General features: G+C 70.9%; 18 protein-coding genes and 1 tRNA gene. 10 read left to right on the top strand and 9 right to left on the bottom strand.

Features of this window, described 5'->3' with window-relative positions:
- Window positions 1-68: 68 nt before the first annotated feature.
- From ACIGDI_RS16995 to ACIGDI_RS16985, 3 genes are read right to left on the bottom strand one after another with little or no spacing between them, the layout of a single operon-like run.
- Window positions 69-2213, bottom strand: coding sequence for an acetate--CoA ligase family protein (locus ACIGDI_RS16995; RefSeq protein ID WP_399897659.1), 2145 nt, complete (start codon window positions 2211-2213; stop codon window positions 69-71).
- Between the two features lie 4 nt (window positions 2214-2217).
- Window positions 2218-3450 carry a formyl-CoA transferase gene (frc, locus tag ACIGDI_RS16990; RefSeq protein WP_399896770.1) on the bottom strand — a complete coding sequence of 411 codons (1233 nt, stop codon included), beginning with the start codon at window positions 3448-3450 and terminating at the stop codon, window positions 2218-2220.
- Window positions 3451-3461: 11 nt separating this feature from the next.
- Window positions 3462-5144, bottom strand: a complete 1683-nt coding sequence (locus ACIGDI_RS16985; RefSeq protein ID WP_399896767.1) for a thiamine pyrophosphate-binding protein — start codon at window positions 5142-5144, stop codon at window positions 3462-3464.
- A gap of 177 nt (window positions 5145-5321) precedes the next feature.
- On the opposite strand from ACIGDI_RS16985, the gene sucC reads away from it, so the two are divergent.
- The 4 genes from sucC to ACIGDI_RS16965 all read left to right on the top strand — a co-directional run bounded on the left by sucC (window position 5322) and on the right by ACIGDI_RS16965 (window position 9218).
- On the top strand, window positions 5322-6452 hold the full coding sequence (sucC, locus tag ACIGDI_RS16980) for an ADP-forming succinate--CoA ligase subunit beta (RefSeq protein WP_399896764.1): 1131 nt from the start codon (window positions 5322-5324) through the stop codon (window positions 6450-6452).
- 10 nt (window positions 6453-6462) lie between these two features.
- Entirely contained in the window at window positions 6463-7362 is a 900-nt protein-coding gene (gene sucD, locus ACIGDI_RS16975; RefSeq protein ID WP_399896761.1) for a succinate--CoA ligase subunit alpha, read from the top strand.
- 52 nt (window positions 7363-7414) lie between these two features.
- Window positions 7415-8977: an aldehyde dehydrogenase family protein gene (locus tag ACIGDI_RS16970; RefSeq protein ID WP_399896758.1), complete on the top strand. Its 1563-nt coding sequence runs from the start codon at window positions 7415-7417 to the stop codon at window positions 8975-8977.
- A gap of 153 nt (window positions 8978-9130) precedes the next feature.
- Window positions 9131-9218, top strand: a tRNA-Leu gene (locus tag ACIGDI_RS16965).
- Window positions 9219-9285: 67 nt separating this feature from the next.
- On the opposite strand, the gene ACIGDI_RS16960 is transcribed toward ACIGDI_RS16965, so the two are convergent.
- From ACIGDI_RS16960 to ACIGDI_RS16950, 3 genes are all read right to left on the bottom strand, one after another.
- Window positions 9286-10305 carry a hemolysin family protein gene (locus tag ACIGDI_RS16960; RefSeq protein WP_399896755.1) on the bottom strand — a complete coding sequence of 340 codons (1020 nt, stop codon included), beginning with the start codon at window positions 10303-10305 and terminating at the stop codon, window positions 9286-9288.
- Window positions 10302-11636, bottom strand: a complete 1335-nt coding sequence (locus tag ACIGDI_RS16955; protein WP_399896752.1) for a hemolysin family protein — start codon at window positions 11634-11636, stop codon at window positions 10302-10304. Before ACIGDI_RS16955 ends, ACIGDI_RS16960 begins: the two co-directional genes overlap by 4 nt.
- 139 nt (window positions 11637-11775) lie before the next feature.
- A complete protein-coding gene (locus ACIGDI_RS16950) occupies window positions 11776-12948 on the bottom strand; it encodes an acyltransferase family protein (RefSeq protein ID WP_399896749.1) in 1173 nt (390 codons plus the stop codon).
- A 453-nt stretch (window positions 12949-13401) separates the two neighbouring features.
- On the opposite strand from ACIGDI_RS16950, the gene fusA reads away from it, so the two are divergent.
- The gene (gene fusA, locus ACIGDI_RS16945; protein ID WP_399896746.1) at window positions 13402-15432 is read left to right on the top strand and encodes an elongation factor G; all 2031 of its coding nucleotides are present in this window, start codon (window positions 13402-13404) and stop codon (window positions 15430-15432) included.
- Window positions 15433-15474: 42 nt separating this feature from the next.
- Here the strand turns inward: fusA and ACIGDI_RS16940 are convergent, their stop codons facing one another.
- Window positions 15475-17247 (bottom strand): coagulation factor 5/8 type domain-containing protein, encoded by a 1773-nt coding sequence (locus tag ACIGDI_RS16940; protein ID WP_399896743.1) that lies wholly within the window; start codon window positions 17245-17247, stop codon window positions 15475-15477.
- Window positions 17248-17457: 210 nt separating this feature from the next.
- Between ACIGDI_RS16940 and ACIGDI_RS16935 the strand changes: the two genes are divergently transcribed.
- The 4 genes from ACIGDI_RS16935 to ACIGDI_RS16920 are packed head-to-tail and all read left to right on the top strand — an operon-like array spanning window position 17458 to window position 22010.
- A complete protein-coding gene (locus ACIGDI_RS16935) occupies window positions 17458-18774 on the top strand; it encodes an ABC transporter substrate-binding protein (protein WP_399896741.1) in 1317 nt (438 codons plus the stop codon).
- Between the two features lie 5 nt (window positions 18775-18779).
- Window positions 18780-19769, top strand: a complete 990-nt coding sequence (locus ACIGDI_RS16930) for a carbohydrate ABC transporter permease (protein WP_399896738.1) — start codon at window positions 18780-18782, stop codon at window positions 19767-19769.
- A gap of 7 nt (window positions 19770-19776) precedes the next feature.
- Entirely contained in the window at window positions 19777-20616 is an 840-nt protein-coding gene (locus ACIGDI_RS16925) for a carbohydrate ABC transporter permease (protein WP_272176873.1), read from the top strand.
- 29 nt (window positions 20617-20645) lie between these two features.
- Window positions 20646-22010 carry a GH1 family beta-glucosidase gene (locus ACIGDI_RS16920; RefSeq protein WP_399896735.1) on the top strand — a complete coding sequence of 455 codons (1365 nt, stop codon included), beginning with the start codon at window positions 20646-20648 and terminating at the stop codon, window positions 22008-22010.
- 92 nt (window positions 22011-22102) lie between these two features.
- Here the strand turns inward: ACIGDI_RS16920 and ACIGDI_RS16915 are convergent, their stop codons facing one another.
- The gene (locus ACIGDI_RS16915) at window positions 22103-22495 is read right to left on the bottom strand and encodes an SCO5389 family protein (protein WP_399896732.1); all 393 of its coding nucleotides are present in this window, start codon (window positions 22493-22495) and stop codon (window positions 22103-22105) included.
- A gap of 49 nt (window positions 22496-22544) precedes the next feature.
- On the bottom strand, window positions 22545-23492 hold the full coding sequence (locus ACIGDI_RS16910) for an ATP-binding protein (protein WP_399896729.1): 948 nt from the start codon (window positions 23490-23492) through the stop codon (window positions 22545-22547).
- 116 nt (window positions 23493-23608) lie between these two features.
- Between ACIGDI_RS16910 and ACIGDI_RS16905 the strand changes: the two genes are divergently transcribed.
- Window positions 23609-24145 carry a GNAT family N-acetyltransferase gene (locus ACIGDI_RS16905; protein ID WP_399896726.1) on the top strand — a complete coding sequence of 179 codons (537 nt, stop codon included), beginning with the start codon at window positions 23609-23611 and terminating at the stop codon, window positions 24143-24145.

The raw sequence follows: 24145 nt of genomic DNA, 5'->3' as shown, positions 1-24145 counted from the left end.
CTTTCGTGTGCGCACGGGTCCCGGGACCGGCCGGCCGCACTGCCGACCGGCCCCGCGCGTGGGTCACGTCATGAACCGCCCCCCAACAACCCGGCGGCACGCGCCCAGCGATACTTCGCTCCGAGGACGGCGACCGGCTTCTCGGTCGTGTACGGGTATGCCACGACCCCGCGTTCGTAGAGGTACTGGCAGGCCTCCTCGACCTCGACGTCGCCCGCGAGGGAGGCCACCACGGGCTTCTCGATGCCGCGCTCCCGGAACTCGGCCACCACGCGCGCGGTGAGCTCCGCGAAGACCATCGGGGGAGTGACGATGGTGTGCCAGTAGCCGAGGACGAGCGCGTGGATGCGCGGGTCCTCGAGGCCCAGCCGGATCGTCGCCTCGTACGTCGACGGCGGCTCGCCGCCCGTGATGTCGACCGGGTTGCCCGCGGCCCCGAACGGCGGGATGAACTTCCGGAAGGCCTCGTCCAGGTCCGGCGGGATCTCCATCAGCGACAGGCCGTTGTCGGTCACCGCGTCCGACAGCAGTACGCCGCTGCCGCCGGCCCCGGTGATGATCACGATGTTGTCGCCCCGCGGGGTGGGCAGCACCGGCAACGCGCGCGCGTACTCGAGCATCTCGTTCAGCCCGGGCGCCCTGATCACACCGGCCTGCCTCAGGATGTCGTCGTACACGGCGTCGTCGCCCGCGAGCGCCCCGGTGTGCGACCCGGCGGCCTTGGCGCCGGCCGCCGTACGTCCCGCCTTGAGCACCACGACGGGCTTCCTCGGTACGGTCGCCCGCGCCGCCTCCACGAAGGCGCGGCCGTCCTTGAGGTCCTCCAGGTGCATCGCTATGCACTCGGTGTGCGGGTCCTCGCCGAACCAGGTCAGCAGGTCGTCCTCGTCGAGGTCCGACTTGTTGCCGAGGCCGACGATCGCCGACACGCCCGTCTTAGTGGTGCGGGCGAAGCCCAGGATCGCCATCCCGATGCCGCCGGACTGCGAGGTCAGCGCCACCCCGCCCTTGACGTCGTACGGCGTGCAGAACGTGGCGCACAGGTCCTGCCATGTGGAGTAGTAGCCGTAGATGTTCGGGCCGAGGAGGCGGACGCCGTACCGCTCGGCGATCGCCACGATCTCCGCCTGGAGTGCGTGCTCGCCGGTCTCCGCGAACCCGGAGGGGATCAGTACGGCGTTGGGGATGTTCTTGCGTCCCACCTCCTCCAGCGCCGAGGCCACGAACTTGGCGGGGATCGCGAAGACCGCCACATCCACCTCACCGGGAACGTCCGTGACACTCTTGTACGCCTTGCGGCCCAGAATGTCATCGGCCTTGGGGTTCACCGGGAAGATGTCCCCGGCGAAGCCTCCGTCGACGAGGTTGCGCATCACCGAATTGCCGATCTTGCCCGGCTCGTTGGAGGCGCCGATCACGGCGACCGACGCGGGCTGCATCAGCCGGCGCATCGAGGTGAGGATCTCCTCGCGCGTGTACTTCCTGCGCGGTGGCGGCTGCTTCTCGGCGAGGATCACCCGGATGTCGGCGGCGACCGCGCCCTCCGGCGTGGCGATCACCGGATTGAGGTCCACCTCGGCGATCTCCGGGAAGTCCGCGACGAGTTGGGACACCCGCCGGATCTGCTCCGCGATCGCCCACCGGTCCACGGCCGGCGCACCTCGCACCCCGTGCAGGATCTCCGCCGACCGGATCGAGTCCAGCATGGACAGTGCCTCGTCCGCGCTCACCGGCGCCAGCCGGAACGTCACGTCCTTGAGCACCTCGACGAGCACCCCGCCGAGCCCGAACGCGACGACCTTCCCGAAGGTCGGGTCCGTCACCGCGCCGACGATGACCTCCTGCCCCTGCGGCAGCAACTCCTGGACCTGCACGCCCTCGATGCGCGCGTCCGCGTCGTAAGCGCGCGCGTTCTCGACGATCCTGCAGAACGCGGCCCGTACGTCCGTGGCACCCTCGACGCCGACGATCACACCGCCGGCGTCGGTCTTGTGCAGGATGTCCGGCGAGACGATCTTCATCACCACCGGCCCGCCGAACCGCGCCGCGCAGGCGACGGCTTCGTCGACGTCCCTGGCCAACTCCTCGCCCGGTACGGCGATCCCGTACGCGTCGGCGATCACCTTGCCCTCGGGCGCGGTCAGCGCGGTCCGCCCCTCGGCCCGCACAGCGTCGAGGAGCGAGCGCACCCGCAGCTCCCGGTCTTCCGCCATCACGTCAGATCACTCCGTTCGACTTGAGCAGGCGCAGCTCCTCGTCGCCGAGGCCGAGCTCGCCGACGTAGACCTCTTCGTTGTGCTCGCCGAGCAGCGGTGAACTGCTCACCTCGACGGGGGAGTCGGAGAGTTTCAGCGGGCTGCCGACGGTCGTGAACTCGCCGCGCTCGGGGTGCGGGACGGTGACGACCATCTCGTTGGCGACCAGCGACTCGTCCTCGATGATCTCCTTCGTCGACAGGATCGGCCCGCACGGGATGTTGTGCGCGTTGAGCCGCTCCAGCACCTCCCACTTGGGCAGCGTCGAGGACCACTCCTCGATCAGCTGGAACATCTTGTTGAGCTTGGGCAGCCGGGCCTCCGGCGTGGCCCACTCGGGGTCCTCCGCCAGTTCGGGCCGGCCGATGAGCTCGCTGATCGGCCTCCAGCCGACGGGCTGCACGATGACGTACACGTAGTCGTTCGGGCCGCCCGGCGCGCACTTGACCGCCCAGCCGGGCTGACCGCCGCCGGACGCGTTTCCCGAGCGGGGAACCTCGGTGCCGAAGTCGTCGTTGGGATATTCGGCGAGCGGGCCGTGGGCCAGGCGCTGCTGGTCGCGCAGCTTCACCCGGCAGAGGTTGAGCACCGCGTGCTGCATGGCCACGTTCACCCGCTGACCGCGCCCGGTGTGCTCGCGCTGGAACAGCGCGGCGAGTATCCCCGCCACGGCGTGCACGCCCGTGCCCGAGTCCCCGATCTGGGCCCCCGTCGCCAGCGGCGGCCCGTCCTCGAAACCGGTGGTCGACATCGACCCGCCCATGGCCTGCGCGACGACCTCGTACGCCTTGAAGCTGGTGTACGGGCCGTCCCCGAACCCCTTGATGGAGGCGTAGACGATCCGCGGATTGATCTCCTGGATGCGGTCCCAGGTGAAGCCCATCCGGTCGACCGCGCCGGGGCCGAAGTTCTCGACCATGACGTCGGAGCGCCGGATCAGCTCGGTGAGGATCTCCTTGCCGCGCTCGGTCTTGGTGTTGAGGGTGATGCTGCGCTTGTTGCAGTTGAGCATCGTGAAGTAGAGGGAGTCGACGTCCGGCAGGTCGCGCAGCTGCTTGCGCGTGATGTCGCCGGTCGGCGCCTCCAGCTTGACGACGTCCGCGCCGAGCCAGGCCAGCAGCTGGGTGGCGGAGGGCCCGGACTGGACGTGGGTCATGTCGAGGACGCGGATGCCCTCAAGTGCCTTGCGGGTCACGGGCGTTCACCTCACTTGTACATCGTCTGGTTCATGGTTCCGGGGGCGTACGCGTCCGGGTCGACCCAGACGTTGATCAGTGACGGCTTGCCCGACTCGCGGGCGCGGCGCAGGGCGGGGCCGATGTCGGCGGGGTCGCGGACCTCCTCGCCGTAACCGCCCAGCATCTCGGCGAACTTGTCGTAGTGGACGTCGCCGAGGGTGTTGCCGACCCGCTCGCGCTCCTCGCCGTACTTGGCCTTCTGGCCGTAACGGATCTGGTTCATCGAGGAGTTGTTGCCCACGATGCCGACGAACGGGAGGTCGTAGCGGACGAGGGTCTCGAAGTCCCAGCCGGTGAGGGAGAAGGCGCCGTCGCCGAAGAGGGCGACGACCTCCTTGTCGGGCCGTGCCTGCTTGGCCGCGAGCACGAAGGGGACGCCGACGCCGAGGGTGCCGAGCGGGCCCGGGTCCATCCAGTGGCCGGGCGACTTGGGCTGGACGACCTGCCCGGAGAAGGTGACGATGTCGCCGCCGTCGCCGATGTAGATCGAGTCCTCGGTGAGGAAGTCGTTGATCTCGCTGACCAGGCGGTACGGGTGGATCGGCGAGGCGTCCGACTTCAGGCTCGGCAGCCGCTTCTCGATCGCGGTCTGCTCGGCGGCGCGCAGCTCGTCGAGCCACTCCTTGCGTTTGGCGGCGCCGCCGTTGAGGCGTCCCGAGGCCGCCTCGGTCACCGACTTCAGGACGAGCCCGGCGTCGCCGACGATCCCGAGGTCGATGTCGCGGTTCTTGCCGACGGTCCGGTAGTCGAGGTCGATCTGTACGACGGTCGCCTCGGGGGACAGCCGCTTGCCGTAGCCCATGCGGAAGTCGAAGGGCGTGCCGACGATGACGATGACGTCGGCGTTGGAGAAGGCGTACCGGCGCGAGAGCTGGAAGTGGTGCGGGTCGCCCGGCGGCAGGGTGCCGCGGCCCGCGCCGTTCATGTACGCCGGGATGTTGAGGGTCCGTACGAGCTCGACGGCCGCCTCGGTGCCGCGGGTCGTCCAGACCTGACTGCCCAGCAGGATCGCCGGCTTCTCGGCGTGCACCAGCAGGTCGGCGAGCTTCTCGATCGCCTCGGGATCTCCGGCGGAGCGGGTCGAGGCGCGGTAGGCGCCCTCCCTCGGCACGCGGGCCCTGCTCACCGGGACCTTGGCGTCGAGGACGTCCCGCGGGATCTCCAGGAAGGAGGGTCCTGGCGCGCCGTGGTAGCACTCGCGGAACGCCATGGACACCATGTCGGCGGCGCGCGCCGTGTCCGGCACGGCCGCCGCGAACTTGGTGATCGGCGTCATCATGTCGACGTGCGGCAGGTCCTGCAGGGACCCCATCTTGTGCTGGGTGAGGGCCCCTTGGCCGCCGATCAGCAGCATCGGGGACTCCGCGCGGAAGGCGTTGGCGACACCGGTGACGGCGTCGGTCGTGCCCGGTCCCGCGGTGACGACCGCGCAGCCCGGCTTGCCGGTGATGCGGGCGTAGCCGTCGGCGGCGTGGGCGGCGACCTGTTCGTGTCGTACGTCGACGACCTCGATGCCCTCGTCGACGCAGCCGTCGTAGATGTCGATGATGTGGCCGCCGCACAACGTGTAGATGCGGTCGACCCCTTCGGCCTTCAGAGCCTTGGCGACGAGGTGACCGCCGGAAATCACGTCCTGGGTGTCGTCGGGCATGGCGAAGTCCTGTCCCTTCGTAGGGGGTGGGAACGCTCTCGCGGTACATTGCATACAGTCGACGAATACTGTATGAACCTTGTTATCCCGCATCCGGTGGGTGGTGTCCAGGGGGCGTGCGGCACTTTTCAGTCATCGGAGTTCGGCCTCGCGATGACTTCGCAGACAGGAGCCGAGATGGACCTGTACGAACACCAGGCAAGGGAACTCTTCGAAGAACACGGCATCTTGGTACCGAGGGCCCAGGTGACGGACTCACCCAGGAAGGCCCGTGAGATCGCCCGCGCACTCGGCGGGCGCGTAGTGGTGAAGGCCCAGGTCAAGACGGGCGGGCGAGGCAAGGCAGGCGGCGTGAAGCTCGCCGCGGACCCGGCCGCCGCGGAACTCACGGCACGTCAGATCCTCGGCATGGACATCAAGGGCCACACCGTCGGCAAGGTCATGCTGGCCCAACCGGTCGACATCGAGGACGAGTTCTACGTCTCCTACGTCCTCGACCGCGCCGCGGGCACCTTCCTCGCGATCGCGTCCGCCGAGGGCGGCATGGAGATCGAGGAGGTCGCCGCGAGCAGGCCCGAGGCCGTCGCCCGCATCCCCGTCGACCCGGCGGAGGGCGTGACCTCGGCGAAGGCGGCCGAGATCGCCGAGGCGGCGGGACTTCCGGCGCAGACGGTCGACGTCCTCGTACGCCTGTGGGAGGTGCTCGTCCGCGAGGACGCGCTGCTCGTCGAGGTCAACCCGCTCGTGCGCACGAAAGGAGGCCGCATCCTCGCGCTCGACGGCAAGGTCACCCTCGACGACAACGCACGCTTCCGGCAGTCGCGTTGGGGCGCCGACGACGTCGAGCACGACGACGCGCTGGAGGCGACGGCCGCCGCGAAGGGCCTCAACTACGTGAAGCTGGACGGCGAGGTCGGCATCATCGGCAACGGCGCGGGACTGGTCATGTCGACCCTCGACGTGGTCGCCGGCTGCGGCGCCCGGCCCGCCGACTTCCTCGACATCGGCGGCGGCGCCTCCGCCCGGATCATGGCCGACGGACTGTCCGTCATCCTCTCCGACCCCGACGTGAAGTCGGTGTTCGTCAACGTCTTCGGCGGGATCACCGCCTGCGACGCGGTCGCCGACGGCATCGTGCAGGCGCTGGACGCCGTGCGGCTGACCAAACCGCTGGTCGTCCGTCTCGACGGCAACAACGCGGCCCGCGGCCGCGCCATCCTCGACGCGCGCGCCCACCCGCTGGTCGAGCAGGCCACCACCATGGACGGCGCCGCACGCCGTGCCGCCCAACTCGCCACCACCGCCTGAGGAGACGGACATGGCCATCTATCTCACCAAGGAGAGCAAGGTCCTCGTCCAGGGCATGACCGGCGGCGAGGGCATGAAGCACACCCGGCGCATGCTCGCCGCCGGTACGAACGTCGTCGGCGGCGTCAACCCCCGAAAGGCGGGCGCCACCGTCGACTTCGACGAGCGGGCCGTCCCCGTCTTCGGCTCGGTCGCCGAGGGCATCGACGCGACCGGCGCCGACGTCACCGTCGTGTTCGTCCCACCGGCCTTCGCGAAAGCGGCCGTCGTCGAGGCGGCCGACGCCGGCATCGGCCTCGCGGTCGTCATCACCGAGGGCATCCCGGTCCACGACTCCGTCGCCTTCACCGCGTACGCCAGGGAGAAGGGCACCCGGATCGTCGGCCCCAACTGCCCCGGCCTGATCACCCCCGGCCAGTCCCACGCCGGCATCATCCCCGCCGACATCACCAAGCCGGGCCGTATCGGCCTGGTGTCCAAGTCCGGCACGCTCACCTACCAACTCATGTACGAGCTCCGGGACATCGGCTTCTCGACCTGTGTCGGCATCGGCGGCGACCCGGTGGTGGGGACGACCCACATCGACTGCCTCGCCGCCTTCCAGGACGACCCCGACACCGAACTGATCGTCCTCATCGGCGAGATCGGCGGCGACGCGGAGGAACGCGCGGCCGCCTACGTCCGGGAGCACGTCGCCAAGCCCGTCGTCGGCTACATCGCCGGATTCACCGCCCCCGAGGGCAAGACCATGGGCCACGCGGGCGCCATCGTGTCGGGCTCCTCCGGCACCGCACAGGCGAAGAAGGAGGCCCTGGAGGCGGCAGGGGTGCGTGTGGGCGGCACACCGACCGAAACCGCGAAACTCGTGCTCGCCCGTCTCGAAGAGGAGCGGTCGGTCACCCATAGTTGACGTGAGCCATACATCCCCGCCCCCGACTGTGCACCGAGAGCGGAGCAACCGAATGGCATCCACCCTCACCCCCGACACCACCACCCTCACCCTCAAATCAGGCACGTCCTGGGCCGACGCCTGGCAGCGCTGCCTGACCGTCGCCCCGGAGGCCTTCCGGGACGACCGCGTCCTCAACCTCTGGGCCGACACCTGGCAGGCCGACGGCCGGGCCCTGCCCGCCGCCAGCCCCGTCGACGGCAGCCCCATCGCCGGCCCGCCCCGACTCGACGGCCGCACCGCGCACCAGGCGGTCCGCGCCTCCCTCGACCGGCACCGCGCCTGGCGGCACGTCCCCCTGGACGAGCGCCGGGCCCGGGTCGCCGCCACCCTCGACGCCCTCACCGAACACCGCGAACTGCTCGCCCTGCTGCTCGTCTGGGAGATCGGCAAGCCCTGGCGGCTCGCGCAGGCGGACGTCGACCGGGCCATCGACGGGGTCCGCTGGTACGTCGACGGCATCGAGCCGATGCTCGCCGGCCGGGCCCCGCTGGACGGCCCGGTGTCCAACATCGCCAGCTGGAACTATCCGATGAGCGTCCTCGTCCACGCCATGCTGGTCCAGGCACTGGCGGGCAACTCGGTGATCGCCAAGACCCCCACCGACGGCGGCCTCGCCTGCCTCACCCTGGCCTGCGCGCTCGCCGCCCGCGAGGGAATCCCCGCCACCCTCGTCAGCGGCAGCGGGGGAGAGCTGTCCCAGGCGCTGGTGCGGGCGCCCGAGATCGGCTGCGTCTCCTTCGTCGGCGGCCGCGACACCGGCGCCGCCGTGGCCACCGCCGTCGCCGACCTCGGCAAACGGCACATCCTCGAACAGGAGGGACTCAACACCTGGGGCATCTGGAACCACTCGGACTGGGACGAGCTCGCGGCGGTCGTGCCCAAGCTCTTCGACTACGGCAAGCAGCGCTGCACGGCCTACCCGCGCTTCGTCGTCCAGCGGCAGCTGTTCGACGACTTCCTGGCGGCGTACCTGCCGGCGGTGCGCACGCTGAGGGTCGGGCACCCGCTCGCCGTCGAGCGCCCGGAGGACCCCTTCCCCGCGCTCGACTTCGGGCCCGTGATCAACGCGGCCAAGGCCAAGGAGCTGCACGACCAGGTCGCCGAGGCCATCGACCGCGGCGCCGTGCCGCTGCACCGCGGCCGCGAGAGCGACGCCCGCTTCCTGCCCGGCCAGGACACCTCGGCATACGTCCAGCCGGTCACGCTCCTGAACCCGCCGCGGTCCTCGCCGCTGCACCACGCCGAACCGTTCGGCCCGGTCGACACCATCGTCCTGGTCGACACGGAGGCGGAACTGCTGGCCGCGATGAACGCCTCCAACGGCGCGCTCGTCGCCACCCTGTCCACGGACGACCGGGCCACCTTCGACCGGCTGGCCCCGCAGATCCGCGCGTTCAAGGTCGGCCACGGAAAGGCCCGCTCCCGCGGCGACCGCGACGAGCTCTTCGGCGGCTTCGGGGCGTCCTGGCGCGGCGCGTTCGTCGGCGGCAACCTCCTGGTGCGCGCCGTGACACGGGGCCCGGCGCACGAACGGCTGCCCGGGAACTTCCCGGACTACCACCTCATGCCCTGACAGACGGCCCGGTGGCGTCCCCGGTGCCCGCGTCCGGGGCCCGTGGACGCCACCCGGCGGCACACGGATACGCAGGTGAAACGCACTCCGAAACCTTGGTATTGTTGTGCGTGTCGCCGCGGGGAACGCTCCCTGTCAGGCGGCGGACACCTCGTCCGGGTGGCGGAATGGCAGACGCGCTAGCTTGAGGTGCTAGTGCCCTTTATCGGGCGTGGGGGTTCAAGTCCCCCCTCGGACACCAGCTGAGACCCCTGTTCACCAGGGGTCTCTCGCGTTTCCGGAGACCACCTCCGCCGGGAACGGCCTCACTACGCCGCCCGCGGCTGCAGGAAGCGCGCCAACAGGTCGTCCAGGGCCACCATGCCGGTCAGCCGGCCGGTGCCGTCTCGGACCACGGCGAGCGAGGCGCGGTGCGCGCGCAGGAGGTCGATCGCGTCCGCGACCGTGGTGTCCGCAGCCAACTCCGGGACCGGCCGGGCCAGGTCGCGCGCGCTCGCGCCGTGACCCCGGGCGCGGGCCACCAGGGCGTCCCGGGCGTGCACCGAGCCGAGGACGCGATCGCCCTCACGGACCAGCAGCCGGGTACGGTCACTGTCGGCCGCCGTGCGCAGCACCTCCTCGGCATCGGCCGCGCCGTCCACCGAGGTGATCCGCGAGGCCGGGACCTGGAGCTCGCCCACCGGGGTCTCGGGCTCGGTCAGCGAGCGGGTGATCAGCACCGAGTCGGCCTCGCCGATCAGGCCGAGCCGCCGTGACTCCGCGACCAGATGGGTCAGCTGCTCCCGGCCGTGCACCGGGGCCGGCTCGTCGCGCGGGGTGACCCGGACGAGCCGCACCAGCGCGTTGCTGACCTTGTCGAGCAGCGAGATCAGCGGCCGTACGGCCGTCACCATGGCGCGGAACGGCGGCGCGAGCAGCATCGCCGAGCGCTCCGGATGCGCGATCGCCCAGGACTTGGGGGCCATCTCGCCCACCACCATGTGCAGGAACACCACGACGATCATGGCGACGGCGAAGGCGATGCCGTAGCCGACCGCGCTCGGCAGGCCCAGCGCGTGCAGCAGCGGCTCCAGCGAGTGCGAGATCGCCGGTTTGGAGACCGAACCCAGACCCAGCGTGCAGACGGTGATGCCGAGCTGTGCGCCGGCCAGCATCAGCGACAGCTCGCGCATGCCGTCCAGGGCCGCCCGCGCGCCGCGCCGCTCCTCGGCGGCCGCCTTCTCCACGCGGTGCCGCTTGGCGGCGACCAGCGCGAACTCGGCGGCCACGAAGAAGCCGCTGCCGATCAGCAGCACGACGGTGACGAAGAGCGCCATCGGGAAACTCACGCCTGCTCCTCCGTCCGCTCCGCCAGCCGCGCGATCCGCACGCGCTCGGGCACGTGCCGGTCCAGGGCGCGTACGTCGATCACCGCGCGCCCGCCGTCGGGCAGCGCCACGGTGAGCCGGTCGCCGACGGCCGGGAAGCGGCCGAGACGGTCCACGACCAGCCCGGCCACCGTGTCGTAGTCGTCCTCCTCGGGCAGCTCGATGCCGGTGGCCTCGGCGACCTCGTCCAGTCGGCGTCCGGCGTCCACCAGCCAGCCGTCGGTGTCGGCGACGGCGAGGTGGGTGACCGTGTCGGACTCGTCGGCGATGTCGCCGAACAGTTCCTCGGCGATGTCCTCGTAGGTGACGACGCCCGCCACGCCGCCGTGCTCGTCGAGTACGACCGCGAACTCGTCGTCGCGCTCCCGCATCCGCTCGACCGCCTCGGGCAGGGGCAGGGTGTCGGGCAGCAGCAGCGGGCGCCGGGCGAGCTCGCCGGCGGTCGTGGAGGCCAGCCGGTCGGCGGGCAGCCGCATCAGCTCCCGCACGCCCAGCACTCCACCGACGTCGTCGGGGTGCTCGCCCAGCACCGGATGGTTGGAGTGGCCGTACTTGCCGATGAGGTCGACGGCCTCGGACGCGTTCGCGTCCGCGCGGACGAACACGGTGTCCGCGCGCGGCACCATCACCTCGTCCAGCGTGCGCTCGGAGAACTCCAGTGCGTGGTCCAGCAGCTCGGCGGTGTCCTTGGACAGCCGCCCCTGCTCGTGCGACTCGCCGATGAGATGGCCGAGCTCCTCCAGGGTGGCGCCGTGGTGCAGCTCCTCGACCGGCTCGATGCCGGTCTCGCGCAGCAGCCGGTTCGCCGCGCCGTCGAAGATCCGTACGACCGGCCCGACGATCTTCAGATACGTCAGCGTCGAGGCGGCGAGCGACTTCGCCAGCCGCTCGGGCACCGCGATGGCGAGGTTCTTCGGGACCAGCTCGCCCAGCACCATCTGCACCACCGTGGCGCCGACGAAGGAGACCACCACGGAGATGCCGGTGACGGCCGCGCCCGGGACGCCGACGCCGGACAGGGCGGGCCTGAGCAGCGCGGACACGGACGGCTCGGCGATGAAGCCGACGACCAGGCCGGTCACCGTGATGCCCAGCTGGGCGCCGGACAGCATGAACGACAGCCTCTCGAGCACCTTCAGCGCCCGCGCGGCCCGGCGGTCCCCGGCTCGCGCCTCACGGGCCAGGGCGAGGCGGTCGGCGGAGACGTAGGCGAACTCCTGGGCCACGAAGTAGCCCGTTCCGGCGGTCAGCACGAACACGGCCAAGAGGCCCAGGACGGCGGCGGCACTCACCGGCGTGACGGCCGGGAGGGGCTGCCCGGCCGTGTGCCGCGGTCGGGCTCACCGCGGCGGGAGGGGCGGGGACTGTGCCCCGGGGGGTCCGTCGGTCTGGCGGACAAAGGGGTGGCTCCTCTGGTCTTCTCGGCGCTTGTCAGGACAACGCCCGGGACCCGGTCCGGGTTCCCGGCTCACGGGTCTGCGCCGGAACGGGCAGCCGCTCGCGCGGCTCCCGGCGGAACGCCCACTTCATGTCCGGTTCCACGACGAAACGGAAGACCCGCCGCACGGGCGGTGTGCACAGCAGCGTCACGACGGCTCCGGCGACCAGCGTGACGGTGGCCGCACCGAGCGGGCGGTGGATCCAGTCGGGGGAGTACCAGCCCCAGTACTTGGAGCCCTGGGCGACGAAGCCGTGCAGCAGATAGCCGTAGAGCGTGCCGGCGCCCAGCGCGGTGAACCACAGCCGCCGCCCCGGCACCCAGGACAGGAAGCAGGCGACCAGGACCATCGAGAAACCGAAGGCGGCCAGTGTCATCACCGGCCCGAACCAGGCGGACGCCCCCAGCTCCTGGGCGCTGTCGCGGTGGTAGAACCAGGCCCCGGTCATCCGCGGCTCCGCCCAGTACGACACCGCCATCGCGCCGCCCAGGACCGGGAGGGCCAGCAGCCTCACCGGCCACCGTCGCACCAGCCGGAAGTGCTCCGGCCGCAGACACAGCCCCAGCACGAAGTACGGCAGGAACTGCAGGACCCGCTGCAGGTCGAGGTCGTTGCCGATGGACGGGGAGAGGGTGGCGAGGGCCGCGACGGTCAGCGCGATCGGCAGCGGCCACCGCATGCGCTGCCACAGCGGGGTGGTCAGCCGCCAGACGAACAGCGCGGCCAGGAACCACGTCAGGTACAGGGGGTCCAGCAGGCTGATCGGCCGGTCCGGCACCCCGTCGGTCCAGCGGGTGAAAAGGGTGTACGCCATCTCGAAGACGACGTACGGCACGGCCACTCCCGTCACCAGGCGTCTGACCCGCCCGGGGCTCGCGTCGAAGCTCCGGGAGAAGTAACCGGAGATGACGATGAACGCCGGCATGTGGAAGGCGTAGACGAAGTTGTAGAGCGCGCTGACCACCCGGCTGTCGTCGCGCAGCGGCTCCCACGCGTGGCCGATCGCCACCAGCACGATGGCCAGGTACTTCGCGTTGTCGAAGTAGGCGTCACGCTGCTTCGCCCGAGCCTCCCGCGCGCCGAGGGGAGAGCCCGCCGCCTCGGGTACGGCTTTGCGGGGTGCGTCTTTCGCCGCTGCTACGGCTGTCGTCTGGGGCTGGGACATTGCAGTCGCCTGACCGGTTCTGGCGTCCGTAAACCACCCGCAAAGGGTGTCGGCAGGGCGCGCGGCTTGACGCCGAGGCACGAGGGCCGCTGCGGGAGCCGTTTCCCGACGGGCGCGAACCATCTCACGACGACGGGGCGGGCGTTGAGCGGGGCAGCGGGGAAAAGGTGATGCCCCGCGGCCTGCCCGTTCCCTACACTCGCCACGCACCGCGCGTCGCCGTGACGCGCGGACCGAGTGACGAGGGGAGACCGGCCGTGCCGTACCGCACCGCTGTCGTCGACCCCCGCTCCCGGTACGAGGTGATCCTGGTGTCCCCGTCCGTCCGGTGCCCGCTGCGCGGCCGGTACCGGATACCCGCGACGAGCGTCTGACCCCGCAGGCCCGCCCTGCGTTCCGCCACGTCCGGGAATCGCGCCGCCCGCTCCACTCCACCAGAAAGGCCAACGGGCCGTGCGCACCAACCTCGATACCCTCACCACCGTCCGCAACCTCGGCATCCTCGCCCACGTCGACGCGGGCAAGACCACCGTCACCGAGCGGATCCTGTACGCCACCGGCACCACGCACCGGCGCGGCGAGGTCCACGACGGCACCACCGTCACCGACTTCGACCCGCAGGAGCGCGACCGGGGCATCACCATCTTCGCCGCGGCCGTCAGCTGCGCCTGGGACGGCCACCGGATCAACCTGATCGACACCCCGGGCCACGTCGACTTCGCCGCCGAGGTGGAACGCTCGCTCCGGGTCCTCGACGGCGCGGTCGCCGTGTTCGACGCGGTGGCCGGCGTGGAGCCGCAGAGCGAGTCGGTGTGGCGGCAGGCCGACCGGCACGGCGTGCCGAGGATCGCGTTCGTCAACAAGCTGGACCGGGCGGGCGCCGACCTCGACAAGGCCGTCGCCTCGATCCGGGAGCGGCTGCATCCGGCGCCCCTGGTCGTCCAGTTGCCCATCGGCGCGGAGGACCGCTTCACCGGCGTCGTCGATCTGCTGCGCATGCGCGCTCTGGTCTGGGCCGAGGGAGGCGACACGGCCGAGGAGGTGCCGGTGCCGCAGGACCTGCGCGAGGAGGCGCGGCGGCGCCGCAGGCTGCTGGAGGAGGCCGTCGCCGAGCTGCACCCGGCGGCGCTGGAGGAATTCGTCGGCCGGGAGGAGCTGTCCGCCGAAACCCTGGCCGCCGCCCTGCGCGATGTGACCCGCAGCGGTGACGGCGTGGTGGTGCTCTGCGGTTCCGCCTACCGCAACCGCGGCATCGAGCCGCTGCTCGACGCGGTGGTGGCCTACCTGCCCTCGCCGCTGGACGTGCCCGCTGTACGAGGCGGTCACGACGGTACGGAGCAGGAGCGGGCGGCCGACCCGGCGGCGCCGTTCGCGGCCCTGGCGTTCAAGGTGAACGCCACGCCGACCGGGCGGCTGACGTACGTGCGGATCTATTCGGGAACGATCGGGAAGGGGGACACCGTGTGGGACGCGGGCGCGCGCCGCAGCGAGCGGATCGGACGGATCCTGCGGGTCCAGGCCGACCGCCACACGCAGGTGGACCGTGCGCTGGCCGGGGACATCGTCGCGGTGGTCGGGCTGAGGTCGGCCCGGGCCGGCTCGACGCTGTGCGACCCGCGGGCCCCGCTCGTACTGGAACCGCCGGGCGTCACCGATCCGGTGGTGTCGGTCGCCGTCGAGGCCCGCACGTCCACCGACACCGACCGGCTGGCCACGGCGCTGGCGCGGCTGACCGAGGAGGACCCGTCACTGGTGGTCCGCACGGATCCCGAGACCGGCCAGACGGTGCTGTCGGGCATGGGTGAACTGCACCTGGAGGTCGCGACGGAGCAGCTGCGGCGCGGGTACGGCGTCGAGGTCAACGTCGGCCGTCCCGCGGTGAGTCACCGCCAGACCGTGGGCCGCGGGGTGTCCGGTGTGGTCTTCCGGCATGTCAAACAGGACGGCGGGGCGGGGCAGTTCGCCCATGTGGTCCTCGATGTCGAGCCGCTGGACGAGGGGTTCGAGTTCCGCTCGGCCGTCGTCGGCGGGCGGGTGCCGCAGGAGTACGTGCGCGCGGTGGAGGCAGGCTGCCGGGAGGCCCTCGGCGAGGGGCCGCTGGGCGGGCACCCGGTGACCGGGCTGCGCGTCACCCTCACCGACGGGTCGACCCATGTGAAGGACTCCTCGGACACCGTCTTCCGCACCGCCGGCAGGCTGGGCCTGCGCGAGGCCCTGCGCGCCTGCGCGATGGTGCTGCTGGAGCCCGTCGTGGAGGTCACGGTGAGCGTCCCCGAGGACGCCGTCGGCGGGGTCCTCGGCGACCTCGCCGCGCGGCGCGGCCGGGTCTCCGGCTCGCTCACCCGGGCGGGTTCGGCGGTGGTGACGGCGACGGTGCCGCTGGCCGAACTCTTCGGCTACGCGACCCGGTTGCGCAGCCGCACCCAGGGTCGCGGCACCTTCACCGCCCGCCCCACCGGCTACGCGCCGGCACCGGCACGGTGACACCACGGCGGCCCCGCCCCACGCGGGCGGGGCCGCCCCGGCTCACGGGTACGACACCACCGTGGACGGCACGGTCGACGTGCCCGACGTCGCCGCCCCGGTCTCGTTGATCACGTGCTCGTACTGTCCCTGGCCGCCCAGCGAGACCACGAGCAGGTCGTGGAACCGCACGCCCGGGGTGTTCGGGGCGGCGAAGCCGTTGTGCTGCACGATGCTCGGGTCGACGTTGTAGAAGCAGTAACTGCCCAGTCCCCAGCCCTCGTGCGCGGTGACGTGGTCGCCGACCTTGTAGGCGGCGTAGCCCTTGACCGTGCCGTTCTGGATGGCCGCCTGGTTCGGGGCGTCGTACGCCTTCTCGTTCTGGAAGAAGATCGTGCGCCCGCGCTGCCCGTACCACTGGACGTCGTACTTGTTGAAGTGTTCGACGAACAGGCCCGTGCACAGGACGTCGTCGCCGTTGACGACGATGCCGTAGTCGGCCCGGTTGGTCTCCCAGCCGACGCCGTCGCCGTGGTCGGCGCGCCAGACCCAGGTGTGGTCGACGATGGTGTGCCGGCTGTTGATCACGATGCTGGTGGTGGCCCTGCCCGGGCCCGCCCCGCCGATGCGGACGAACACGTCCTGCACGGTGGTGGGGTTGGCCGAGTGGTCCCGGTGAGCTCCCCGCGGGCCGACCTCCAGCAGCGTCCGGGAGTTGACCGGTCCGGCGTCGATGAGGAAGCCGGCCAGGCGGACGCCGTCGACGTCCGCGACCCGCAGGGCGGTGACGCCGTTGTCGGGGACGAGGGTCGCGTAACCCAGGCCCAGGACGACGGTGTCGGCGCGGTTCACCTCAACCGGCCGGTCCAGGTGGTAGATCCCCGGCGTCAGCAGCAGGTGCAGTCCCTGCGCCAGCGCCCGGTTGAGGGTGGCCGCGGAGACGCCCGGCTTGGCGACGTAGAAACGCGACAGCGGCAGCGAGGTGCCCCTCGGGGCGCCGTTGCCCCAGGTGACACCGCGGGCGTGGGTGCGCTTCGCGGGCAGGAAAACATGGAACGCGCCCGCTCGGTCGACGTACAGGAAGGGCTTCTCCCGGGAGACCGGGGTGGTGTCGAGGGTGGTGTACGGCGGGTTCGGGAAGCTCTGCGCGGGGGCGCCCTCGACACCCGAGAAGACCATGTTCCACACGCCGTTGAGCCAGCTGCCGATCGCGCTGTCCCGGGTGTACCACTGCTGCTGCGAGTACGGGCCCACCTGGCCGTCGATCCGGCTGTCGGCGATGTAGCCGCCGCTCGCCCAGCCGTAGCCGGAGGGCTCCAGGTCGAGGCCGCCGCGCACGTGCATACGGCGGAACGGCGCCGCCTGCGCGACCGCCCACCGGTTGGTGCCGTTCGCCGGGACCAGGGCCAGGTTCTCCGCCGAACGCCAGAAGTTCTGCGTGGCGTTGCCCCCGAACCAGCCGGCGTCGACCGTCACGTCCCCGTTGATGGTGGTGTCGTCGGGGGACAGGCCCAGGCCCGCTATGGAGGTGTAGAAGCCGAGTTGGGCGTTGAGGCCGTGGTAGGTGCCCGGTTTGAACAGCAGCGCGTAGCGGCCGGTGCCGAACTGGGCCGACTCCTGCTGCCGGAACACCTCGTCCAGCCTGGCCTGGATGCCCGGGGTGGACGGGTCGAAGACCAGGACGTTGGGGCCCAGGTCGCCGCCACCGGGGAGGAGGCGCGGCTTCCTGGGCGTCTTGGGGGCGGCGTGCGCGGGCGCCGACAGTCCGAGCAGCGCGGGCGCGGAGGCGGCGGCCGCGCCGAGGACGGTTCTGCGGCCTATGTCGGGCAGGGGCATACGGCGGCTCTCCTGTTCGGGAAGTGAACGAGGTGCGGTTTGGGAGCGCTCTCTTGGCCGTGCATGCTTCAACTGCCCGAACACTCGCGTCAAGAGCTGGGACCGGATTGCCGCGGGGCTGCCGTACCTCTTGACGAGTTCCTCTCCGGAGGTTTAACTCACGTCCTAAATTAAGCCATGAGTGCAAACCCCGAAGGGACACCGGGAGCCATGCGCAGCATCCGAGCCGCGGCCGTAGGCGCCGTCACCGTGTCACTCGCCCTTGCCGCCACGGCCTGCGGAGGCGGTTCGTCGAACGGCGGCGGGTCCAACGACTCGCCGAAGACGCTCACCTACTGGGCCTCCAACCAGGGCGCGAGCATCGCCATCGACAAGAAGGTCCTGCAGCCCGAACTCGACAAGTTCGAGAAGCAGACGGGCATCAAGGTGAAGCTGGAGGTGGTCCCCTGGTCGGACCTGCTGAACCGGATCCTCACCGCCACCACCTCCGGTCAGGGCCCCGACGTCCTGAACATCGGCAACACCTGGAGCGCGTCCCTGCAGGCCACCGGCGCGCTGCTGCCGTGGGACGCGAAGAACCTCGCCAAGATCGGCGGAAAGGACCGCTTCGTCGACTCGGCGCTCGGCTCGACCGGCGCGGCGGGCAAGGACCCGGCCGCCGTCCCGTTGTACTCGATGGCCTACGCCCTCTACTACAACAAGCAGATCTTCGCCGACGCCGGCATCTCCAAGCCCCCGGCCACCTGGGACGAGCTCGTCGCCGACGGCAAGAAGATCTCCGCGAAGGGCAAGTCGCCGCTCGGCGCCGAGGGTTCGAACCTCTCCGAGAACATCCACCACGTCTTCGTCTTCGCCAAGCAGCACGGCGGCGAGTTCTTCACCGCCGACGGCAAGGCCGACTTCACCAACGCCAAGGTGGTCGACGCGGTCAAGCAGTACGTCGACCTGATGGCCAAGGACAAGGTCATCCCGACCGGCGACGCCGAGTACGCGCAGAACCAGTCCGTCAGCGACTTCGCCAAGGGCAAGCAGGCCATGCTGCTGTGGCAGTCGGCGTCGGCCAACCTCAAGTCGCAGGGCATGAGCCCCGACCAGTACGGCATCGCGCCGGTCCCCGTGCAGTCCGGCACCCCCGGCACCGGCACCCAGGTCAACTCCATGGTCGCCGGCATCAACCTGGCCGTCTTCAAGAACAGCCACAACCTCGACGGCGCCGCGAAGTTCGTGAAGTTCATGACCAGCGACGCCGAGCAGAAGATCCTCAACACGGCGTACAGCTCGATCCCGCCGGTCAAGACCGCGCAGACCGACGCCGCCTTCAACTCGCCGGCCAACGCGGTCCTCAAGGACACCCTCGCCAAGAGCGCCGCCGCGCTGCCGCAGGTCGCCGACGAGTCGCAGTTCGAGACGGCGGTCGGTACCGCGGTCAAGAACCTGTTCGCCGACGCGGCGGCCGGACGCGCGGTCACCACCGCCTCGGTGAAGGCAGCCCTCGAGAAGGCCCAGCAGCAGATGCCGGCGAAGTGAGCCCGATGACCACCACCACCCTCAAGGAACCGCTGAGGGGGAGTCCCGCCGGGGCGGCGACGCGCGAACCGCGTCGCCGCACCGGGCGGATCCGCCGCGCCGGACTCCCGTACCTGCTGCTCCTGCCCGCCCTGATCCTCGAACTCCTGGTCCACCTCGTGCCGATGGTGATCGGCATCGTGATGAGCTTCAAGGAGCTCACGCAGTTCTACATCCGCGACTGGGGCACCGCGCCCTGGTCCGGCCTCGGCAACTACAAGGTGTCGGTGGACTTCGACGCCCCCGTCGGCGAGGCGCTGCTCCACTCCTTCTTCGTCACCGTCGCCTTCACCCTGCTCTCCGTCGCCCTGTGCTGGCTGATCGGCACCGCGGCCGCCGTCTACATGCAGGACACCTTCACCGGCCGCGGCCTGCTGCGGGCACTGTTCCTGGTGCCGTACGCGCTGCCGGTCTACGCGGCCGTCATCACCTGGGTGTTCATGTTCCAGCACGACAACGGCCTGGTGAACCACGTCCTGCACGACCAGCTCCACCTCACCGACAAGCCGTCCTTCTGGCTGATCGGCGACAACAGCTTCTACGCCCTGCTGACGGTGTCCGTGTGGAAGGGCTGGCCCTTCGCCTTCCTCATCGTCATGGCCGGCCTGCAGAACATCCCCGCGGAGCTGTACGAGGCCGCGGCCTTGGACGGTGCCGGGAGGTGGCAGCAGATCCGCCGCATCACCCTGCCGTCGCTGCGCCCGGTCAACCAGGTCCTGCTGCTGGTCCTGTTCCTGTGGACGTTCAACGACTTCAACGCCCCCTACGTCCTGTTCGGCAAGTCCGCGCCCGAGGCCGCGGACCTCATCTCGGTCCACATCTACCAAGCCTCGTTCGTCACCTGGAACTTCGGCACCGGCTCCGCCATGTCCGTCCTGCTGCTGCTGTTCCTGCTCGTCGTGACGGGCGTGTACCTCGTGCTCACCACGCGCGGACGGAGGACCGGCGATGTCTAAGTCCCCCATGGCGCCCCCGAGTTCCTTCCTCTGGTCGCGCCGGGTCTTCCTCACCCTGCTCACCGGGTTCGTCCTGGTCCCGGTGTACGTGATGGTCTCCAGCTCGCTGAAGCCGCTCGCGGACGTCACCGGAAAGTTCCGGTGGCTGCCCAGCGGTCTGACGATCCGCCCGTACATCGACATCTGGTCGACGGTCCCGCTGGCGCGCTACTTCGCCAACTCGCTGATCGTGGCGGGCGCGGCGACCGTCTGCTCGGTGGTGATCGCGGTGTTCGCCGCGTACGCCGTCAGCCGCTACGACTTCCGCGGCAAGCGCGTCTTCACGGTCACCGTGCTGTCCACGCAGATGTTCCCGGGCATCCTCTTCCTGCTGCCGCTGTTCCTCCTCTACGTCAACATCGGCAACGCCACCGGCATCGCCCTGTTCGGCTCCCGCGGCGGCCTGATCCTCACCTACCTGACCTTCTCCCTGCCATTCTCCATCTGGATGCTGATCGGGTACTTCGACTCGGTGCCGCGCGACCTCGACGAGGCGGCGCTGGTGGACGGCTGCGGCCCGCTCGGCGCCCTGTTCCGGGTGGTCGTGCCGGCCGCGATCCCCGGCATCGTCGCGGTCGCCGTCTACGCCTTCATGACCGCCTGGGGCGAGGTGCTGTTCGCCTCCGTCATGACCAACGACACCACCCGCACCCTCGCCGTCGGCCTCCAGGGCTACTCCACGCTCAACGACGTGTACTGGAACCAGATCATGGCCGCCTCGCTGGTCGTCAGCGTGCCCGTGGTCGCCGGCTTCCTGCTGCTGCAGCGCTACCTCGTCGCCGGGCTGACGGCGGGAGCCGTCAAGTGACCAACTCCCATCGCCTTGAGAGGACTTCCGTGTCCGACCGCATCGACCTCGCCGCCTTCCCCCACGACTTTCTGTGGGGCACGGCCACAGCGGCGTACCAGATCGAGGGAGCCGTCGCGGAGGACGGCCGCGCCCCGTCGATCTGGGACACCTACTCCCACACCCCCGGCAAGGTCGCCGACGACGACAACGGAGACGTGGCCTGCGACCACTACCACCGCTGGCGCGAGGACATCGGCCTGATGCGGCGACTGGGCACCAACGCCTACCGGCTGTCGGTCGCCTGGCCACGGGTGATGCCCGGCGGCGACGGCCCGGTGAACCCCAAGGGCCTCGCCTTCTACGACGAGTTGATCGACGCCCTGCTGGAGGCGGACATCACCCCGTCCGTCACCCTCTACCACTGGGACCTGCCCCAGGCCCTCCAGGACCGCGGCGGCTGGCCCGAGCGGGACACCGCGCTGGCGTTCGCCGAGTACGCCTCCGTCGTCGCCGAGCGCCTCGGCGACCGCGTCTCCCACTGGGCGACGCTCAACGAGCCGCTCTGCTCGGCCTGGATCGGCCACCTGGAGGGCAGGATGGCTCCGGGGCTGACCGACCTGACGGCCGCCGTCCGCGCCTCCTACCACCTGCTGCTCGGCCACGGTCTCGCCGTCGACGCGATCCGGGCCGCGGCCCCGTCCGCCCAGGTCGGCATCGTCACCAACCTCTCCACGGTGCACGCCGCCACCGACCGCGAGGAGGACGTGGCGGCCGCCCGCCGGCAGGACGGCCACATCAACCGCTGGTGGCTGGACCCGGTCTACGGCCGCGGCTTCCCGGCCGACATGCGCGAGGTCTACGGCGTCGAACTGCCCGAGCGGGAAGGCGACTTGGCGAAGATCGCCGCGCCGCTCGACTGGCACGGCCTGAACTACTACATGCCGTCCACCGTCGCCGACGACCCCTCGGCCCCGGCGCCCCACGTCCGCTCCGTGCACCGCCTCGGCGTCCCGCGCACCGGCATGGACTGGGAGATCGACGCGAACGGCATCGAGACGCTCCTGCTGCGCCTCACCGACGAGTACCCGATCCGCCGCCTGTACGTCACCGAGAACGGCTCCGCCTACCCGGACGTCGTACGCCCCGACGGAACCGTCGACGACCCGGAGCGCCAGGACTACCTGGAGCGCCACCTCGCCGCCTGCGCCTCGGCCGTCCGCAAGGGCGCTCCGCTGGCGGGCTACTTCGCCTGGTCCCTGCTGGACAACTTCGAGTGGGCGTACGGCTACGACAAGCGGTTCGGACTGGTCCACGTGGACTACGAGACACAGAAGCGCACGATCAAGGGCACGGGGCACCGGTACGCGGACATCATCCGGGCGCACCGCGGTAGGTCCTCGCAGGCTGCCTGAGCCGACCCGGCACGGACCGGCGGCCTCGCCCGCGACCAGAGCCCGTCGGCCGTGGGTCTCACCTCCCGGCCCGTGCCGCCGCGTTCCCGCGGTCAGCAGTCCCTGAACTCCGGTGACTGGTTCAGGACCTGGGACCGGACGGAAGTGAACCGGCCGTATGTCCAGCCGTCCCGGGCGCCCGGGCGGAACGCCGCCACGCGGTGGCAGTTCTGGAAGGCCAGTTCGATGCCGAAGTGGCGCTCCAGGTTGCCCCGGATCGCGTCGCTTGCGAGGGCGCGCAGCAGCTGCCCGCGTTCGGTCTCCGACGGCGGCGGGGTCCGGTTGTCGGCGAACTCGGCCGTCCCGGACCCGAGTTCGGCAGCCAGGGAAGCGATGAGGTCGTAGGCGTAGGGGAGGGACGTGCGGACGGTGGCCACGAAGTCCTCCTCGCGGATGTCACCGGACTCGGCTTCGGCGAGGAGCTCGGGGGAGACGTCGAGAGACACGAAGGTGTCCGTTCTGGTCGTCGGTACGTGTGGGTGAAGGGCGGTTCGGTCAGGTCGGTGCCGTCGGGCCCGGCACGAAGTCCGGGTCGATCTGGTGGGCCAGGTCCTCGCCCGTGGCGCGGTCCGCCCATGCGCGGGCGTTGCGCAGGTGGAACTCGACGGCGTGGCGGTGCAGGGTGTCCCAGTCCTTGGGGCGGGCGTCCACCGCGGCGCGCAGGACGTTCAGGGCGTGGCGGTTGTGCCCCTCCAACTCGCCCTGTGCGCGGCCCTGTTCGTTCGCCCGCACCCAGGGCGAGTGGACCAGGTGGGTGAGGAGGTCGTCGCCCACCCGCTCCTTGAGGAACAGCAGGTCGTCCTCGCCGGTCACCTTGTTGCCGACGACCGCGATCGGGATGCCGAACTCCCGGGCGTGGTCGCGGTACTGGCGGTACACCGAGACACCCTTGCGCGTCGGCTCCGCCACCAGGAACGTGAGGTCGAAGCGCGTGAACAGGCCCGAGGCGAACGCGTCCGCGCCCGCCGTCATGTCGACGACGACGTACTCGCCGGGGCCGTCCACCAGATGGCCCAGATACAGCTCGACCCGGCCCAGCTTGGAGTGGTAGCAGGCCACGCCCAGGTCGCTCTCGTCGAACTCGCCCGTCACCATCAGCGGGACCCCGCCCGCGCGCCGGACGTGCCGCGCGTGCAGTTCGTCGTCGCCGAGCAGGCGCAGCAGACGGGAGCCGCGGCCCGGAGGCATGGTCTTGATCATGGAATCGGCTGAGGGTACACGGGGGTTGCTGCCGCGCAGGTAGTCCTTGATCCCGGTGAGGTGGGCCCCGAGCGGTGGGGCGGTGAAGGGGCCGCCGTGGTGGCCCAGCGCCTCGGCGAGGTGCTGGTTGATGTCGCCGTCGACGGCGAGCACGGGAGCGCCGGAAGCCAGCAGATGGCGGGCGAAGAGCGCGGACAGGGTGGTCTTGCCGCTGCCGCCCTTGCCGACGAACGCCACCCGCATTACCGGCTCGACCCAGTTTTGAAAATGAATGTCATGTCGCTAGGTTGTAGGCAGCTTCCGAGGTTCTGTCAAATCGCGATGATCAAGACGGGCTGCTTAATGCATATGATGTGCAAGTGCGTAACTACTGCATCAGGGCCGCGGGCCCGGACGACCTCGACGGTGCGCGAGCGGTGATGCTCGACACCGTGTACCGCGACTTCGGCACCGGCTACGTGCCCCGATGGCACGGAGACATCGTCGATCCGGTCGCCGCCTACCTCGCCTCCGAGCGTCACATCCTGCTCGTGGCGCTCGCCCCGGACGGCGGCGAGGTCGTCGGCACCGCCGCCCTGGACTCCCGCGGCCCCGCCCACCCGCCGAACCCGCGCCGGCTCGCCGAGCGATACCCCTCCGGCGAGACCGCCCAACTGCGCCGCGTCTACGTCCGCCCCGAACACCGGCGCCGCGGGCTCGCCCGGCGACTGGTCCGCGAACTCCTCGAGTTCGCGGCCGCCGACGGCGGCTACCGCTCCGTCTACCTGCACACCGACCCGGCGGTGCCGGGCGCCGAGCCCTTCTGGCGGTCCCTCGGCAAGGTCGTACTCGACGAGCGGGAGGACCCGGCGACCGGGCAGGGGATCATCCACTTCGAGATACCGATGGGGCGATAG

The sequence above is a fragment of the Streptomyces sp. NPDC085900 genome, assembly GCF_044540925.1.
GTDB classification, from domain to species: domain Bacteria; phylum Actinomycetota; class Actinomycetes; order Streptomycetales; family Streptomycetaceae; genus Streptomyces; species Streptomyces gilvifuscus.
The sequence above is the reverse complement of the archived record's forward strand: the minus strand, read 5'-3'. Positions and strand labels throughout refer to the sequence as shown.